Here is a 16,183-nt window from a genome sequence, read left to right on the forward strand (position 1 = left end):
ACTGGAGGTCTGACATGCTCAAGCAAGCCCTGGCGCAAAACGGCCTGATCGCGATCCTGCGTGGCCTGCGCCCGCAGGAAGCGGCGGCTATCGGAGAAGTCCTTTACGCAGCCGGATTTCGCGTCATCGAAGTGCCGCTCAATTCCCCCGAGCCGTACGAAAGCATCCGCATCCTGCGCAGTACCTTGCCCGCCGATTGCCTGATCGGTGCCGGCACGGTGCTGACGCCGGAACAGGTCGAGCAAGTGAAAGCCGCAGGCGGGCAGGTGATCGTCATGCCCCACAGCGATCCCAAAGTGCTGCGCGCTGCAAAAGCGGCGGGGCTGTTCCTGTCGCCGGGTGTTGCGACGCCGACCGAGGCCTTCGCCGCATTGGCCGAAGGGGCGGACGTGCTGAAGATGTTCCCGGCCGAGCAAATGGGCCCGGCCGTCGTCAAGGCCTGGCTCGCGGTGTTGCCGGCAGGAACCATTCTGGCGCCGGTGGGCGGGATCACGCCGGACAACATGCAGGTGTTCATCGACGCCGGCGTCAAAGGCTTCGGCCTCGGGTCCGGGTTGTTCAAACCCGGCATGACGGCGCAAGAAGTGGCAGTCAACGCCAAGGCGTATGTCGCTGCATGGAACGCTCTGCGTTAAGACTTTTCTGGCGCCGAGCGCGCTGCATCTAACAAGAGAGAGAAGAGATGAAAATCACCAAACTGACCACCTTCATCGTTCCGCCACGCTGGTGTTTCCTCAAGGTCGAAACCGACGAGGGCGTGACCGGATGGGGCGAGCCCGTGGTCGAAGGCCGCGCCCACACGGTGGCAGCCGCCGTTGAAGAATTGTCCGACTATCTGATCGGCAAAGACCCACGCAACATCGAAGATATCTGGACCGTGCTTTACCGCGGCGGCTTCTACCGGGGCGGCGCGATCCATATGAGTGCCCTGGCCGGTATCGACCAGGCGCTGTGGGACATCAAGGGCAAGGCTCTGGGTGTGTCAGTCAGCGACCTGCTGGGTGGTCAGGTACGGGACAAGATTCGCGTGTATTCGTGGATCGGCGGCGACCGGCCGGCCGACACCGCGCGGGCGGCGAAAGAAGCGGTCAGCCGTGGTTTCACCGCGGTGAAAATGAACGGTACCGAAGAGCTGCAATTCCTCGACTCTTTCGAAAAAGTCGACCTGGCTTTGGCCAACGTCGCTGCCGTGCGTGACGCGGTCGGGCCGAACGTCGGCATCGGCGTGGACTTCCATGGCCGGGTGCACAAGCCCATGGCCAAGGTGCTGATGAAGGAACTCGATCCGTACAAACTGATGTTCATCGAAGAGCCGGTGCTCAGCGAAAACTACGAAGCGCTGAAGGAACTGGCGCCGCTGACCAGCACGCCGATCGCCCTTGGCGAGCGGTTGTTCTCGCGCTGGGATTTCAAGCGCGTGCTCAGCGAAGGTTACGTCGACATCATCCAGCCCGATGCTTCTCACGCTGGCGGCATCACCGAAACCCGCAAGATTGCCAACATGGCCGAAGCCTACGACGTCGCGTTGGCGCTGCATTGCCCGTTGGGCCCCATTGCCCTCGCGGCGTGCCTGCAACTGGACGCGGTTTGCTACAACGCGTTCATCCAGGAACAGAGCCTAGGCATTCACTACAACGAGAGCAACGACCTGCTGGATTACGTCAAGGATCCGCGGGTGTTCGATTACGACAAAGGCTTCGTGAAGATTCCGAATGGCCCGGGCCTGGGCATCGAGATCAACGAGGAATACGTGATCGAACGCGCGGCGGTCGGGCATCGCTGGCGCAACCCGATCTGGCGCCATGCCGATGGCAGTTTTGCCGAGTGGTGATTTCTCCCTGACCCACCGTAAATCTCTGTAGGAGCCGGCTTGCTGGCGATAGCGGCAGATCATTCGACATTGATGGTGCCTTCACACCGCCGTCGCCAGCAAGCCGGCTCCTACAGGGTTCGTGCACGTCTTCAGAACGACCTCAATAAACATAAGAAGAGGCAATCCCCATGCAACCGCAAACCCTCATCGGGCAGGCGTCGTTGGCGGCGCCCAGCCGCAAGCGTTTTTTCATCATGGTGCTGCTGTTTATCACCGTGGTGATCAACTACCTGGACCGCAGCAATCTTTCTATTGCCGCCCCGGCGTTGACCAGCGATCTGGGCATCGACCCGATCCACGTCGGGCTGATTTTCTCGGCGTTCGGCTGGACCTATGCCGCCATGCAAATCCCCGGCGGCTGGCTGGTGGATCGCGTCCCGCCGCGCATTCTCTATAGCGTCGCATTGCTGCTGTGGTCGATCGCTACGGTGATGCTCGGCTTCGCCGCCAGCTTCATCGCGCTGTTCGTCCTGCGCATGGCGGTTGGTGCGCTTGAAGCCCCGGCGTATCCGATCAACAGCCGTGTGGTGACCACATGGTTTCCGGAACGCGAACGCGCCACAGCCATCGGTTTCTACACGTCCGGCCAGTTCGTTGGCCTGGCATTCCTGACGCCGGTTCTCGCCTGGTTGCAGCATGAATTTGGCTGGCACATGGTGTTTGTCAGCACCGGTGCGGTGGGCATTCTCTGGGCGGTGATCTGGTACGCGGTGTATCGCGAACCGCGGGATTTCAAGGGCGCCAATGACGCCGAAATCGACTTGATCCGCGAGGGTGGCGGGTTGGTGGATATCCAGGCCGAGACCGCCAAGGCCAAGGCGAAATTCAGCTGGACCGACCTCGGCATCGTCCTGACCCAACGCAAACTCTGGGGCATCTACCTCGGTCAGTTCTGCCTCAACTCGACGCTGTGGTTTTTCCTGACGTGGTTCCCGACCTACCTGGTGAAATACCGCGGCATGGACTTTATCAAGTCGGGCCTGCTGGCGTCGCTGCCGTTTCTCGCGGCCTTCGTCGGCGTGCTTTGTTCCGGGTTCTTTTCCGACTTCCTGATCCGCCGCGGTTACTCAGTGGGTTTCGCCCGCAAGCTGCCGATCATTGGCGGCTTGCTGATTTCCACTTCGATCATCGGCGCCAACTTCGTCGAATCGACGCCGCTGGTGATTGCCTTCCTTGCGCTGGCCTTCTTCGGTAACGGGCTCGCCTCGATCACCTGGTCACTGGTTTCAACGTTGGCACCGGCACGTTTGTTGGGGCTGACCGGCGGCGTGTTTAATTTCATCGGCAACCTGTCGGCGATCACCACACCGATCGTCATCGGCTTCCTCGCCAGCGGTAATTCGTTTGCCCCCGCGATTACCTATATCTCGGTTCTGGCGTTGATTGGCGCACTTTCCTACATTCTGTTGGTGGGCAAGGTCGAACGTATCAAGTTGTAGTCGCAGCCATCGGGCGACCATAATGCCGCCCGTTCCCTCGCTCAACGGTAAAGGCTGGATATGCAGGAAGACGCCCCAAAAACCGCCAAGGACGCTGCTCCGACCGGCACTCAGACACTGCTTCGCGGTCTGGGTGTGGTTCAGGCCGTGGCCAGTGGCGCCCGCGATCTCAAGGAAATCGCCCGGCTGATCGGCACGACACGCAGCACCACCCATCGTCTGGCCAGTTGCCTGGTGGACGAGCGTTATCTGCGCGTGGTGCCGCAAGTCGGGTATCTGTTGGGGCCGAAGCTGATCGAATTGGGCTTTCAGGCGCGTGAAGAATTGCCGCTGGTCACGTTGGCCGGGCCGTATCTGGACGAGCTGTCGGCGTTGACCGGCGACACCATCCACCTGGCGATTCGCGAGGGCGACGAGGTGCTGTACCTGCACAAGAATCCAGGACGCAACGGACCGGAAATGCGTTCCCGGGTCGGCCACCGCATGCCCTTGGCGCGCACCGGGATCGGCAAGGCGCTGATGCTGGATGACACGCAGGAAGAATGGCAACGGCTGTACGAAGTCAGCTTGCCGGCGGGTGGGAAAAATCAGTTCTGGCCGCAGCACCCGGAGCAATCCTGGGAGCAGTTTCAGCAACGCATGGTCGAGTACGTGGCGGGTGGTTACGCCTTCGATCTGGAAGACAACGAACCGTCGATCCGCTGCGTGGCGGCGCCGATCCGCGATGCCAGCAAACGCATCGTTGCCGGCATCAGCATCGCCAGCACCGTGCCGTACATGCCGCTGGAAAAAATGGCCGAGCTGATCCCCCTGATCAAAGGGGTCACAGCCCGGCTCTCGGCAGAGCTTGGCGCCAAGGTCTGATCAGACTTTCAGCGTCGCCATGTCGATGACGAAACGGTACTTCACGTCACCGGCAATCATGCGGGCGTAAGCCTCGTTGATCTGGCGAATGTCGAGCATCTCGATGTCGCAGGTGATGTTGTGCTCGGCGCAGAAATCCAGCACTTCCTGGGTTTCGGCGATGCCGCCGATCAGCGAGCCAGCCAGCACGCGACGGCTCATCACCAGTTTGCCGGCGTGGACCGGTGGATCGACCGGTTCGATCAACCCGACCAGAATGTGCACGCCGTCAAAACGCAACGTGTCGAGGTAGGGATTAAGGTCATGCTGCACCGGAATGGTGTCCAGCAGGAAGTCAAAGTAACCCGCCGCCGCCTTCATCTGCTCGGCATCGGTGGACACGATCACGTGGTCCGCGCCTTGGCGACGACCTTCTTCTGCCTTGCTCGCCGAGCGGGTGAACAGCGTCACTTCCGCGCCCATCGCCTTGGCGAACTTGATGCCCATGTGGCCGAGACCGCCCATGCCGAGAATCCCGACTTTGTCGCCCGCCTTCACGCCATAGTGCTTGAGCGGCGAGTAGGTGGTGATGCCGGCGCAGAGAATCGGTGCGGCGCTGGCCAGTGCGAGTTTTTCCGGGATGCGTACGACGAAGTGTTCGCTGACCACGATGCTGTCGGAGTAACCGCCCATGGTGTTGCTGCCATCCACGCGGTCCGGTGTGGCATACGTCATGGTCGGACCTTGGAGGCAATATTGCTCAAGGTTGGCCTGGCAAGCTTCGCAGCTGCGGCAGGAATCGACCATGCAACCGACGCCGACCAGATCGCCGACTTTATGCCGGGTGACATTCGCACCGACGGCGGTCACTTTGCCTACGATCTCGTGGCCGGGCATCAGCGGGTAAACGGCAATGCCCCACTCGTTGCGGGCCTGGTGGATGTCGGAATGGCAGACGCCGCAGTAAAGAATGTCGATCGCGACATCGTCGGCCCGAGGGCTGCGGCGCTCGAATTTCATCGGGGCGAGGGGAGTGGTGGCCGACTGGGCGGCGTATCCGATGGCGGTGTACATGGTGAACCTCGCAAAAGCAGTGACAGGTGAGGCGGCGCATTCTGGGTGCCGCACCGATCAGCGGCCATGGCGATTCCTCCGGGTGTCATGCCTATTCCTCCGGCATCAGCGTTCGTTTGGTCAAATGGACGATCAGACCTGCGATGATGCTTTCATCCCTTTTTCCACGACTTTTTTGTGAAGAGCTCCCATGTTGTTGACCCGTCATCTCGATGCCAATGCCGCGCTGGTTTCGCTGATTGAACCACTGGCGACCCGCGACGGTTTCAACCAGACCGCGTTGCCTGGCGTGCAGGTTCTGCGGGCGAGTTGCGATGTCGCCCGTGGCCCGCATATTTACGAGCCGAGCCTGATGATCATCGCCCAGGGCAGCAAACTGGCGTATCTGGGGCCGCGAACGCTGGAGTACGGCGCCGGGCATTATCTGATTCAAGCGTAGCCGGTGCCGTTCGAGTGCGAAACCTATGCGTTGCCGAATGCACCGCTGCTCGGGATTTCGGTGGCCATCGACCGGGTATTGCTGGGGGAGCTGGTGCTGGCCATGGGACTCGTGCCTGATCGGCACGTTGCGGCGCAGACGCCGGAGTCGATGACCTCGGTAGTGCTTGACGACGGCATGCGCGGTTGCGTGGAACGACTGTTGCGTTGCCTGCACGATCCGCTGGACGCCCAGATCATGGGGCCGTCACGCTTGCGCGAGTTGTTGTTCGTCGCCTTGCGTGGGCCGCAGTCCGATGTGTTGCGTGCGCTGGTGGAACAGCAGGGGCAGTTTGCCCGTGTCGCAGCGGCGATCAGTCATTTGCATGCGCACTACACCGAGCCGTTGAACGTCGAGACGCTGGCCAGTTGCGCGAACATGAGTCCGTCGACCTTTCATGAGCATTTCAAGCGCAGCACGTTGTTGTCGCCGGTGCAGTACCTGAAGCGCTTTCGGTTGCTCAAGGCGCAGACGTTGCTGGTGGCGGAAGGTTTGGGCGTGGCGCAGGTGGCGCATCGGGTCGGGTACCAGAGCACGTCTCAGTTCAGTCGCGAGTACAAGCGCTACTTTGAGCGTAATCCGGGAGATGAGCGCGCTGCCTGACAACTGCAAATCCCCTGTAGGAGCCGGCTTGCTGGCGATAGCGTCCATTCAGTCAATAAACAAGTTGACTGACACACCGCTATCGCCAGCAAGCCGGCTCCTACAGGGACCGTGTTGGGGTATGAATTTTGGGCAACAAAAAGGCCCCCATTCGGGAGCCTCGTTGTTCAGGCGTACGACTTACATGTTCGGGTAAGTCGGGCCGCCAGCACCTTCCGGTGCCACCCAGGTGATGTTCTGTGCAGGGTCCTTGATGTCGCAGGTCTTGCAGTGAACGCAGTTCTGGGCGTTGATCTGGAAGCGCTTCTCGCCGTCTTCCTTGGTCACCACTTCGTACACGCCGGCCGGGCAGTAGCGCTGGGCAGGTTCATCGTACATCGGCAGGTTCTTGGCGATCGGGATGCTTGGATCGGTCAGCTTCAGGTGGCAAGGCTGTTCTTCTTCGTGGTTGGTACCGGAGATGAACACCGAGCTGAGCTTGTCGAAACTGATCTTGCCGTCCGGTTTCGGGTAGTCGATCTTCTTGCAGTCGGCCGCGAGCTTCAGGCAAGCGTAATCCGGCTTGGTGTCGTGCAATGTGAACGGCAGTTTGCCGCCGAAGATGTTCTGGTCCAGCCAGTTGAAACCACCGCCAACGATGGCGCCGAACTTGTGGATCGCCGGACCGAAGTTGCGGCTGGCGAACAGTTCGTCGTAGAGCCAGCTCTTCTTGAACGCGTCGACGTAAGTGGTCAGCTCTTCGGTGCCGTCCTTCTCGGCGAACAGCGCCTCGGCCACGGATTCAGCGGCGAGCATGCCGGACTTCATCGCGGTGTGGCTGCCTTTGATCTTGGCGAAGTTCAGGGTGCCGAGGTCGCAACCGATCAGCGCACCGCCCTTGAAGACCATTTTCGGCAGCGAGTTCAGGCCGCCTTTGCAGATGGCGCGGGCGCCGTAGCTGATGCGCTTGCCGCCTTCCAGGTACTGCTTGAGCACCGGGTGATGCTTGAGGCGCTGGAACTCGTCGAACGGCGACAGGTAGGTGTTGCTGTAGGAAAGGTCGACGATCAGACCGACCACCACCTGGTTGTTTTCCAGGTGATAGAGGAAGGAGCCGCCGGTGTTCTCGGTGCCCATGATGTCCAGCGGCCAGCCGGCGGTGTGCACCACCAGGCCTGGCTGATGCTTGGCCGGGTCGATTTCCCAGATTTCTTTCAGGCCGATGCCGTAATGCTGGGCGTCGGCTTCGCTGTCGAGGTTGAAACGCTTGATCAACTGTTTGCCGATGTGGCCGCGGCAACCTTCGGCGAACAGCGTGTATTTGCCACGCAGTTCCATGCCCGGGGTGTACAGGCCTTCTTTCGGATGACCTTCGCGGTCAACGCCCAGATCACCGGTGATGATCCCGCGAACCACGCCGTTCTCGTCGAACAGTGCTTCCTGGGCGGCGAAGCCGGGGTAGATTTCCACGCCCAGGTTTTCGGCCTGCTGAGCCAGCCAGCGGCACAAGTTGCCCAGGGAGATGATGTAGTTACCTTCGTTGTGCATGGTCTTGGGCACAAAGAGGTCAGGAATTTTCTGCGCGCTGTCGGCGTTCTTGAGAACGAAGATGTCGTCGCGGGTGACCGGCGTGTTGAGCGGGGCGCCGAGTTCTTTCCAGTCCGGGAACAATTCGTTCAGGGCGCGTGGTTCGAACACGGCGCCAGACAGGATGTGAGCACCGACTTCGGAGCCTTTTTCGACCACGCAGACGCTGATTTCCTTACCGGCTTCGGCGGCCTTCTGCTTCAAGCGGCAGGCGGCGGAAAGACCAGCGGGGCCGGCACCGACGATGACCACGTCGAATTCCATGTATTCGCGTTCCACAGGTTATCTCCTACTCAAGGCTCAACAGTTTTTTTTCTAATTGGAGGTTTGGTGTCGCATCCATGAATCCCTGCGCAAGCGGGGAAGAGGACAATCGATGAACCACCTTTCTCTTTGGGTGGCGCATTATATCTACACCACTCCTAGCGTCCAATACAAACGTTTGTTTGAATTGGCTCAAAGCCAGAGAAATCAAAGTCACGCGGCTTATGAACGGCTATTTTGCCGTATTGACCGGAATAGGCGTTCCGGTCAAGATACGGTCGGTTTTGCGCTCGCCGTAGGCTGACTGTTGGTTTCAAGAGCACCTCTAAAGACAGGGCGATGGCAGTACAAGGTGATGCGCGGCGCGGTGTTGGCGCGCAGTTTACACGCCACGATATTGAATGACTTGTTGGTCACCACTGACGAACGGTCATCAACTTCTTGAGCGAGGGTCACTTGATACGTATGCCGGCGTTTTTAGAGGTGCCCTTGCGCCCGATGAGCATCAACCGCCAGGTTCGCCTAGGCGACTTTCTTTTCACCGGAGAGTAACGAGGAATCCATGAAGGTTCTTGTAGCTGTCAAACGCGTTGTGGATTACAACGTCAAGGTTCGCGTCAAGGCGGACAATTCCGGCGTCGACCTCGCTAACGTGAAGATGTCGATGAACCCATTCTGCGAAATCGCCGTGGAAGAAGCCGTACGCCTGAAAGAGAAAGGTGTTGCGACTGAAATCGTCGTCGTTTCCGTCGGCCCGTCCACCGCTCAAGAGCAACTGCGCACCGCGCTGGCTCTGGGTGCCGACCGCGCCATCCTCGTCGAATCCGCTGAAGATCTGACTTCCCTGGCGGTTGCCAAACTGTTGAAAGCTGTTGTCGACAAGGAACAGCCTCAGCTGGTGATCCTTGGCAAGCAAGCCATCGACAGCGACAACAACCAGACTGGCCAGATGCTCGCTGCATTGAGCGGTTACGGTCAGGGCACCTTCGCTTCGAAAGTCGAAGTGTCCGGCGACAGCGTTGCCGTGACCCGCGAAATCGACGGCGGCGCGCAGACAGTTTCCCTGAAACTGCCAGCCATCGTCACCACCGACCTGCGTTTGAACGAGCCGCGCTACGCGTCCCTGCCAAACATCATGAAAGCCAAGAAGAAGCCTCTCGAAGTGCTGACTCCGGACGCTTTGGGCGTTTCCACCGCCTCCACCAACAAGACCGTGAAAGTCGAAGCGCCAGCTGCACGCAGCGCGGGTATCAAGGTCAAGTCGGTGGCTGAACTGGTCGAGAAACTGAAAAACGAAGCGAAGGTAATCTAAATGACTATCTTGGTTATTGCTGAACACGACAACAAAGTGCTGGCCCCGGCCACGCTGAACACCGTGGCCGCTGCCGCCAAAATCGGCGGTGACATCCACGTACTGGTTGCTGGTCAGGGCGCTGGCGCCGTGGCTGAAGCCGCTGCGAAAATCGCTGGCGTAGCGAAAGTGCTGGTGGCCGATAACGCCGCCTACGCTCACCAACTGCCGGAAAACGTCGCACCGCTGGTGGCCGAATTGGGCAAAGGCTACAGCCACATCCTGGCTGCCGCGACTTCCAATGGCAAAAACATCCTGCCGCGCGTTGCCGCTCAGCTGGACGTTGACCAGATCTCCGAGATCATCTCGGTTGAAAGCGCTGACACCTTCAAGCGCCCGATCTACGCCGGTAACGCCATCGCCACCGTTCAGTCGAACGCTTCGGTCAAAGTGATCACCGTACGTGCCACCGGTTTCGACCCGGTTGCTGCTGAAGGTGGTTCCGCTGCTGTTGAAGCGGTTGCTGCTGCGCACAACGCTGGCACTTCCAGCTTCGTCGGTGAAGAACTGGCCAAGTCCGATCGTCCGGAACTGACCGCTGCCAAAATCGTCGTTTCCGGCGGTCGCGGCATGCAGAACGGCGACAACTTCAAACACCTGTACGCCCTGGCCGACAAGCTGGGCGCTGCCGTCGGTGCTTCCCGCGCCGCGGTCGACGCAGGTTTCGTACCCAACGACATGCAGGTCGGTCAGACCGGCAAGATCGTTGCTCCACAGCTGTACATCGCGGTCGGTATCTCCGGCGCGATCCAGCACCTGGCCGGCATGAAAGACTCCAAAGTGATCGTTGCGATCAACAAGGACGAAGAAGCGCCGATCTTCCAGGTGGCCGATTACGGCCTGGTAGCGGACCTGTTCGAAGCCATCCCTGAGTTCGAGAAGCTGGTCTAATCCAGCGGCTTGACCTATAAAGAGCCCGACCTTTTGGTCGGGCTTTTTTTTTGCTCTTCTGTAGGAGCCGGCTTGCTGGCGATGGCATCACTTCGGTTCATCTGAAACACCGCAGTGATGCCATCGCCAGCAAGCCGGCGCCTGCGGGGGATATAACCGGGTTTGAGTGGAGTGTGTTGCCATGGATTTGCGCCGCGTGTGTGGCTGGTCATTGCTGCTGGGTTTGACGGTGTTTTCGACGCTGTCTATCGCGGCGGGCAAGTGCGAACGCCTGGTGGTCACCGGCAGCCCGGATGCGCCGCCGTATTTGTGGCAAGACCCGCAAAACCCCAAGCACCTGATCGGTGCCAGTGCCGACCTGCTGCAACAAGTAGCAGAGCAGTTGGGCATCAAAGTCGAGATGCTCTATGCCGGCAAACGCGCCCAGGCGCTGGAGGAAGTGCGCAGTGGGCGCATGGACATGCTGGCGGATGCGCCGTTGACGGTCAGCGAGCTGGAAACCCTGGATTACATCCATCCGGCGTTGCTTGAAAACGATTATCTGGTCTGGACCCGAAAAGACTCGTCTCTGGTCTACAACGAAGCACAGGACCTCCACGGTCACCCCGGCGCGTTGTCGGAAAAGTCTCGAATAACCCCGGAATTTGGTAAGTTCGCCGAGCAGCAATTGACCCTCGTACGTACGCCAAACCTGACCCAGGCCTTTCAGAAATTGCTCTTGGGCGAAGTGGAATTTGTCCTCGCGGGACGCTACTCCGGCATGGCAGCGGCACAGGCACTGAGCATGGCCAATGATCTGGTGGCGCGCCCACAACCGGTCGACAAACCTGGCTTGTTCCTCGCGGTTTCCCATAACTCCGCCTGCAACGATCCGTGGTTGCGCGGACAGCTGGCCAAAAAGATGACAGAATTGCCCGCGTCCGGACTGACGGAAGCCGTGCTGCTGCGCAACATCGAGCGCTGGAAAATTCAACTCTCTCAAAAGCAACAGCAACAACCCGCCAGTACCCCAAAACAGTAGGGATTTTTAGTGAGTATTCGACCTCTTTTCGCTGCCCTGGCCGTTCTGGCTCTGGCGGGTTGTGCAGCCGATCCGGCGCCGAATGAACAAATACGCCTGACCGATCAGGCACTGATACAAGCCAAAGCCGTGGGCGCCACCGCTGACGAGGTGCCGGAACTGAAACTGGCCGAAGACAAGTTCAGCCGTGCCCAGGGCGACATGGCGGACCAGTCCTACAAGCATGCGCGGATGCGGGCCGAACAGGCTGAGCTGGATGCGCGCCTGGCCGAGGCGAAGGTCCTGACCCTTAAGAGCGAGGAGCAGTTGAACGTGCTCAATACCCGCATCACCCGTCTGCGCAAGCAAGTGGGAGATGCCCAATGAGCCTCAAGTCCAGCGCCATCGGCGGATTGATCCTCGCAGGTTGCGCCAGCCTGTATGGCTGCGCCGGTCAGCACAGCGAAACCGCGTTGCAAGATGCCAGTGCCGACTTCCAGAAGGTCAAGGAAGATTCCAACGTGCTGCGTATCGCGCCGAAAGACGTGATTCGCGCCGGTGAGTCCCTGGCCCGCGCCGATCGCCTGTCCAGTTATTGGGGCAGCGGTTCGGACGTTGTCCATTACGCCTACCTGAGCAAGCGCTACAGCGAAATCGCTCGGGAGCACACCAATCAGGTGCTCAATGAAGAGCGCGCGGCGAAGCTCGAGCTGGAGCGTCAGCGCCTGCAACTGGCCTTGCGCGAGTCCAAGTTGCTCAGCGTGCAGCAGCAGGGCAAATGGCTCGAAGAACAGATTGTCGCGCTCGCCACCACCCAGACCGATCGTGGCCTGGTGATGACCCTGGGCGACGTGCTGTTCGATACCGGCGAAGCGGAGTTGAAAAACTCGGCGAACCGCGTGGTGTTGAAAATCGTGCAGTTCCTGCAGCTCAACCCCAAGCGCGTCGTACGCATCGAAGGCTACGCCGACAGTACCGGTGGCAAGCAGGAAAACCTGAAGCTGTCCCGTGACCGTGCGCAATCGGTGGCCAATGTGCTGATGGACCTGGGCATCGACGATAAACGTATCCAGGTCGAAGGGTATGGCGACGAATACCCGGTGGACGCGAACGCCTCCGAACGGGGGCGTGCACAGAACCGGCGGGTGGAAATTGTGTTCTCCGACGAAAAAGGCCAGCTCGGCGCCGCCCGCTAATGGGCGCCTCCTGGTAAATCTACGCACTCCGGTAGGAGCCGGCTTGCTGGCGATGGCGTCAACGCGTGTTTCAGATAAACCGCAGTGATGCCATCGCCAGCAAGCCGGCTCCTACAAACCCGGCCTGCTTGTCAGCGCCGGGTTTTTTTACGCCTGCTAATCAACTCACAAAACAGTACAGTTTTTGCTGACACTGCACTGTACCGTCGACTATTGTGGCAACTGTCCCCGTACACTTCTAAACTGTTCCGGTATTGTTTCACACAAGAATAAAATGCCCGTGAAATCGAGTGCTGCGTCATGACCAATCTCTTGCTCTACCAACGTATTGCTCAGCAACTGGCCGAAGACATCCGTCGGGGTGTCTATCAACCGGGGGAGCGCGTGCCTTCGGTGCGCAAGATGAGCTCGCAGCTCAACGTCAGCCATGCCACGGTGTTGCAGGCTTACGCCAATCTCGAAGATCAGGGGCTGATCCGTGCCCGGCCGCAGTCGGGTTACTACGTGCACCAGACCCCGGCCCTGACTGCGCCGACCCCGGACATCGCCCGGGTAGAGCGTCCCGGTCTGGTCACTCGCAGCAGCATCATTCAACAAGTGTTGGTCGAATCCCGGCGTGAGGGCGTGTTCCCTTTGGGCGCGGCGGTGCCCAGTGTCGATTACCTGCCGGTACGGGCGCTGCATCAGCAACTGGCCAAGGTCACCCGTTTCCATAGCCCGCGTGCTTTCAGCTACATGTTCAGCCCCGGTTTCGAGCCGCTGCGTCGCCAGGTGGCCATTCGCATGCGCGACGCCGGTGTGGTGGTCGATCCGTCCGAAGTGGTGATCACCCACGGCTGCGTCGATGCCTTGCAGATGTCTCTGCGCGTACTGACCCGGCCGGGGGACTTGATCGCCGCCGAGTCGCCGACCTATTACGGTTTGTTGCAACTGGCCGACCTGCTGGGCCTCAAGGTCATCGAGATCCCCAGCGATCCGGCCACGGGCATGAGCCTTGAAGCCCTGCAACTGGCGGCCAATCAATGGTCGATCAAAGCGCTGGTGCTGACCACGCGCCTTAGCAATCCGCTGGGCGGCACCATGCCCGAAGAGCGTCAGAAACAACTGCTGCGTCTGGCTTCGGATTTCGATATTCAGGTGGTCGAAGACGATATCTACGGCGAACTGATGTTCGAGCAGGGCCGCACCAAGTCGCTCAAGGCCTACGACCGGCTGGATCGGGTGATCTATTGCTCGAGTTTCTCCAAGACCCTGTCTCCGGGTGTGCGGATCGGCTGGATGATCGCCGGCAAGTACCAGCAGGAAATCCAGCGCCTGCAGACTTTCAGCACGCATTCCGCCTGCAGCGTCACGCAGATGGGCATTGCTGCTTATCTGGAAAATGGCGGTTACGACCGGCATCTGCGCTACATCCGTCAGGAATACCGCAAGAACCTCAGCGCTTTCCAGCTCGCAGTGCAGCAGTATTTTCCTGAAGGCACGCAGATGACCCGGCCGACCGGCGGTTTCATTCTGTGGGTGAGTCTGCCAGGCCGGGTCAACACGCAAGAGTTGCACGTGCGTGCGTTGCAACAAGGCATCAGCATTGCGCCGGGGCTGATTTTCAGTAACACCGAGCAGTTCAATCACTGCATTCGGCTTAACTGTGGAACGCCCTGGAACCGTGAAGCCGAGCGTGCCTTGATGACCCTGGGCATGCTCGCCACGCAACTTTGCCAAGAGATGGCTGGCGGCCTTTGAAAGGGCGGGCGGGTAATTCCCGCCCGAGCTTGTCATGTCGCGCCCAACAAGCGAGCATATGGCCCTCTGCCGATAGTGCCGTTAGCTTCGTTGGGTCCATGAAACCGATTTTTTCCGCCGTCTGGCTGTCGATCTGCCTGTTGATGACCTTCCAAGCGGAAAGCATCATGGCGGCTTCCGTTCAGGAAAAACCCGCCGCTGGCACGGCCTCGAAAAAAACAGCACCGGTCAAGAAAGCCGCACCGGCCAAAAAGAACGTGGCCAAGGTGAAGAAACGTCCACCGATTGCGTCCAAGTCCAAACCGGCCAGCGAGGTTGTGAAAACCCAACTGCCTTCGGTTGACCTGGATTTGAGTCTGCCCGAGGAGATGGCCGAAGAGTTAAAGCCGATCGGTACAGTCCCGTTGCCCCGGCACGACGCCGTGTTGCCACAAATGTTCGGCGACAAGGCCGGCAGCTCTCCCTTCCAGCTTAATGGACGACTGATCAGCAACGAAATGAAGTTGCAACTGCGTAACGAAGAGCGCCGTGATGTTGAAGGCGCCGCGCTGGAATTCGAGTTCAAGCGATAACTCCTTCCCCACTGTGACCTGTTCGCCAGACGCTTTGTCGGAGACTGGTCAGTCACGTTCGGTTAAGCGTAAAAACCCGGCCTCCGGTAATTTAAAACAACTGTTTTAGCGGTTACTCTGTGCCCCGTCCTTTAACACATCGCCCTTCGCGAGGAGCTCGTCGTCATGAAATGCCGTGAAGGCTGTGGTGCCTGTTGCATTGCCCCTTCCATCAGTTCGCCGATTCCCGGCATGCCCAATGGCAAAGCCGCCGGAGAACGTTGCGTACAACTCTCTGTCGAAAACCTGTGCAGTATTTTCGGCCAACCGGAGCGTCCTGCTGTGTGTTCGGCGTTCGAAGCCGATGTCGAAGTCTGTGGAAGCAGCAGCCACGAAGCGATCAGATTGCTGGGCTGGTGGGAGCAAATGACGGCTGCGTGATGTGTTCTATGAACGGAACTTCAATAACAAGGAATAAGACTATGGGTTCGTTGCATCGTATGGCTGTTCTGTGTGGTTTGACGGTTGTGTTGGCGACTTCCGCCGCACAGGCCGAAGACTGGAAGGTGGCCAAGAATGAAGACGGCATCAAGGTGTCCTTGAGCGAAGTGGCCGGCTCCGACTACAAGGCTTATCAGGGCGTTACACTGATGAAAACCACCGTGGCCAAACTGCGCGCACTCCAGGACGACGTGGTAGGCGCCTGCACCTGGATTCATGAGTGCAAAACGCAGAAGCTGCTCAAGCATGAAGGCGACCAGAGCTGGACCTACACCCAGTTCAATACCCCATGGCCGGTGACCGCGCGTGATTCGGTGTTGCATATCACGACCACCGAAGGTGCCGACGGTAGCCTGACGCGCAAACTGGAAGGCGTGCCGAAGTACATTCCTGAAGAAAAGGGTTTCGTGCGGGTCACCAAGATTGATGGGTTCTGGAAGTTGGTGCCCAAGGGTGATCAGGTTGAAGTGACCTATCAGGTTCACACTGAGCCGGGTGGGAGCATTCCGTCGATGGTGGCCAACAAGTTTGTGGTCGATGCGCCGTTTAATACTTTGAAGGCGCTGAAGGAGCGGGCTGAGAAGTAATTGCTTTGGGTTGGGTGTACATATCCATTGCTGTGGTAACGGCGGCTATTGGTTCCGCCCTTACGGCGGGTCACTTTGAAAAGCGCAAAGTAACCAAACGCTCTCGCCCCTGACGTACGGTGCCTCGCTGTGGCTCGGCATGCCCTCGCTCCGGTCCTGCTCCGTGGGCCCGCCGCGATCGGCCATCCTTGGCCGTGCGCGGCTAACCCGGCATCCATGCCGGGTT

15 protein-coding genes and 1 pseudogene are annotated in these 16,183 nt (G+C 59.5%); 14 read left to right on the forward strand and 2 right to left on the reverse strand.

Annotated features, from left to right (window positions below):
• Nucleotides 1-14 precede the first annotated feature (14 nt).
• The 4 genes from PMI01S_RS26200 to PMI01S_RS26215 all read left to right on the forward strand — a co-directional run bounded on the left by PMI01S_RS26200 (nucleotide 15) and on the right by PMI01S_RS26215 (nucleotide 4,176).
• The gene (locus tag PMI01S_RS26200) at nucleotides 15-635 is read left to right on the forward strand and encodes a 2-dehydro-3-deoxy-6-phosphogalactonate aldolase (RefSeq protein ID WP_084323000.1); all 621 of its coding nucleotides are present in this window, start codon (nucleotides 15-17) and stop codon (nucleotides 633-635) included.
• A 47-nt stretch (nucleotides 636-682) separates the two neighbouring features.
• On the forward strand, nucleotides 683-1,831 hold the full coding sequence (gene dgoD / locus PMI01S_RS26205; protein WP_007903915.1) for a galactonate dehydratase: 1,149 nt from the start codon (nucleotides 683-685) through the stop codon (nucleotides 1,829-1,831).
• 170 nt (nucleotides 1,832-2,001) lie between these two features.
• Nucleotides 2,002-3,312: an MFS transporter gene (locus PMI01S_RS26210; RefSeq protein ID WP_084323001.1), complete on the forward strand. Its 1,311-nt coding sequence runs from the start codon at nucleotides 2,002-2,004 to the stop codon at nucleotides 3,310-3,312.
• Nucleotides 3,313-3,372: 60 nt separating this feature from the next.
• A complete protein-coding gene (locus tag PMI01S_RS26215) occupies nucleotides 3,373-4,176 on the forward strand; it encodes an IclR family transcriptional regulator (protein WP_084323002.1) in 804 nt (267 codons plus the stop codon).
• On the opposite strand, the gene PMI01S_RS26220 is transcribed toward PMI01S_RS26215, so the two are convergent.
• A complete protein-coding gene (locus PMI01S_RS26220) occupies nucleotides 4,177-5,229 on the reverse strand; it encodes an NAD(P)-dependent alcohol dehydrogenase (RefSeq protein ID WP_084323003.1) in 1,053 nt (350 codons plus the stop codon).
• A 190-nt stretch (nucleotides 5,230-5,419) separates the two neighbouring features.
• Between PMI01S_RS26220 and PMI01S_RS26225 the strand changes: the two are divergent.
• Nucleotides 5,420-6,310, forward strand: a pseudogene (locus PMI01S_RS26225) (AraC family transcriptional regulator).
• A gap of 180 nt (nucleotides 6,311-6,490) precedes the next feature.
• On the opposite strand, the gene PMI01S_RS26230 reads toward PMI01S_RS26225, so the two are convergent.
• Nucleotides 6,491-8,155: an electron transfer flavoprotein-ubiquinone oxidoreductase gene (locus PMI01S_RS26230; RefSeq protein ID WP_084323004.1), complete on the reverse strand. Its 1,665-nt coding sequence runs from the start codon at nucleotides 8,153-8,155 to the stop codon at nucleotides 6,491-6,493.
• A gap of 547 nt (nucleotides 8,156-8,702) precedes the next feature.
• On the opposite strand from PMI01S_RS26230, the gene PMI01S_RS26235 reads away from it, so the two are divergent.
• From PMI01S_RS26235 to PMI01S_RS26275, 9 genes are all read left to right on the forward strand, one after another.
• A complete protein-coding gene (locus PMI01S_RS26235) occupies nucleotides 8,703-9,452 on the forward strand; it encodes an electron transfer flavoprotein subunit beta/FixA family protein (RefSeq protein ID WP_017340080.1) in 750 nt (249 codons plus the stop codon).
• Complete coding sequence (locus tag PMI01S_RS26240) at nucleotides 9,453-10,382, forward strand: electron transfer flavoprotein subunit alpha/FixB family protein (RefSeq protein WP_084323005.1); 930 nt, start codon at nucleotides 9,453-9,455, stop codon at nucleotides 10,380-10,382.
• A 181-nt stretch (nucleotides 10,383-10,563) separates the two neighbouring features.
• A complete protein-coding gene (locus PMI01S_RS26245; protein WP_084323006.1) occupies nucleotides 10,564-11,403 on the forward strand; it encodes a substrate-binding periplasmic protein in 840 nt (279 codons plus the stop codon).
• A 9-nt stretch (nucleotides 11,404-11,412) separates the two neighbouring features.
• Nucleotides 11,413-11,769 carry a DUF4398 domain-containing protein gene (locus PMI01S_RS26250; protein ID WP_084323007.1) on the forward strand — a complete coding sequence of 119 codons (357 nt, stop codon included), beginning with the start codon at nucleotides 11,413-11,415 and terminating at the stop codon, nucleotides 11,767-11,769.
• Nucleotides 11,766-12,578 (forward strand): OmpA family protein, encoded by an 813-nt coding sequence (locus PMI01S_RS26255; RefSeq protein ID WP_084323008.1) that lies wholly within the window; start codon nucleotides 11,766-11,768, stop codon nucleotides 12,576-12,578. Before PMI01S_RS26250 ends, PMI01S_RS26255 begins: the two co-directional genes overlap by 4 nt.
• A gap of 300 nt (nucleotides 12,579-12,878) precedes the next feature.
• Nucleotides 12,879-14,318 (forward strand): aminotransferase-like domain-containing protein, encoded by a 1,440-nt coding sequence (locus tag PMI01S_RS26260; protein ID WP_084323009.1) that lies wholly within the window; start codon nucleotides 12,879-12,881, stop codon nucleotides 14,316-14,318.
• 98 nt (nucleotides 14,319-14,416) lie between these two features.
• Nucleotides 14,417-14,890: a translation initiation factor 2 gene (locus tag PMI01S_RS26265; protein WP_084323010.1), complete on the forward strand. Its 474-nt coding sequence runs from the start codon at nucleotides 14,417-14,419 to the stop codon at nucleotides 14,888-14,890.
• Nucleotides 14,891-15,055: 165 nt separating this feature from the next.
• The gene (locus PMI01S_RS26270; RefSeq protein ID WP_084323011.1) at nucleotides 15,056-15,310 is read left to right on the forward strand and encodes a YkgJ family cysteine cluster protein; all 255 of its coding nucleotides are present in this window, start codon (nucleotides 15,056-15,058) and stop codon (nucleotides 15,308-15,310) included.
• Nucleotides 15,311-15,351: 41 nt separating this feature from the next.
• Complete coding sequence (locus tag PMI01S_RS26275) at nucleotides 15,352-15,957, forward strand: START domain-containing protein (protein ID WP_084323012.1); 606 nt, start codon at nucleotides 15,352-15,354, stop codon at nucleotides 15,955-15,957.
• Nucleotides 15,958-16,183: the final 226 nt, after the last annotated feature.

Origin of the sequence: Pseudomonas migulae NBRC 103157 (assembly GCF_002091715.1) — a bacterium.
In the GTDB taxonomy this organism is placed as follows: domain Bacteria; phylum Pseudomonadota; class Gammaproteobacteria; order Pseudomonadales; family Pseudomonadaceae; genus Aquipseudomonas; species Aquipseudomonas migulae_A.

What these genes read in the sequence shown, in the direction of transcription:
- PMI01S_RS26200 (WP_084323000.1), top strand. Translation starts at nt 15, where the DNA reads ATGCTCAAGCAAGCCCTGGCGCAAAACGGCCTGATCGCGATCCTGCGT.
- dgoD (WP_007903915.1), top strand. Translation starts at nt 683, where the DNA reads ATGAAAATCACCAAACTGACCACCTTCATCGTTCCGCCACGCTGGTGT.
- PMI01S_RS26210 (WP_084323001.1), top strand. Translation starts at nt 2,002, where the DNA reads ATGCAACCGCAAACCCTCATCGGGCAGGCGTCGTTGGCGGCGCCCAGC.
- PMI01S_RS26215 (WP_084323002.1), top strand. Translation starts at nt 3,373, where the DNA reads ATGCAGGAAGACGCCCCAAAAACCGCCAAGGACGCTGCTCCGACCGGC.
- PMI01S_RS26220 (WP_084323003.1), bottom strand. Translation starts at nt 5,229, where the DNA reads ATGTACACCGCCATCGGATACGCCGCCCAGTCGGCCACCACTCCCCTC.
- PMI01S_RS26235 (WP_017340080.1), top strand. Translation starts at nt 8,703, where the DNA reads ATGAAGGTTCTTGTAGCTGTCAAACGCGTTGTGGATTACAACGTCAAG.
- PMI01S_RS26240 (WP_084323005.1), top strand. Translation starts at nt 9,453, where the DNA reads ATGACTATCTTGGTTATTGCTGAACACGACAACAAAGTGCTGGCCCCG.
- PMI01S_RS26245 (WP_084323006.1), top strand. Translation starts at nt 10,564, where the DNA reads ATGGATTTGCGCCGCGTGTGTGGCTGGTCATTGCTGCTGGGTTTGACG.
- PMI01S_RS26255 (WP_084323008.1), top strand. Translation starts at nt 11,766, where the DNA reads ATGAGCCTCAAGTCCAGCGCCATCGGCGGATTGATCCTCGCAGGTTGC.
- PMI01S_RS26260 (WP_084323009.1), top strand. Translation starts at nt 12,879, where the DNA reads ATGACCAATCTCTTGCTCTACCAACGTATTGCTCAGCAACTGGCCGAA.
- PMI01S_RS26265 (WP_084323010.1), top strand. Translation starts at nt 14,417, where the DNA reads ATGAAACCGATTTTTTCCGCCGTCTGGCTGTCGATCTGCCTGTTGATG.
- PMI01S_RS26270 (WP_084323011.1), top strand. Translation starts at nt 15,056, where the DNA reads ATGAAATGCCGTGAAGGCTGTGGTGCCTGTTGCATTGCCCCTTCCATC.
- PMI01S_RS26275 (WP_084323012.1), top strand. Translation starts at nt 15,352, where the DNA reads ATGGGTTCGTTGCATCGTATGGCTGTTCTGTGTGGTTTGACGGTTGTG.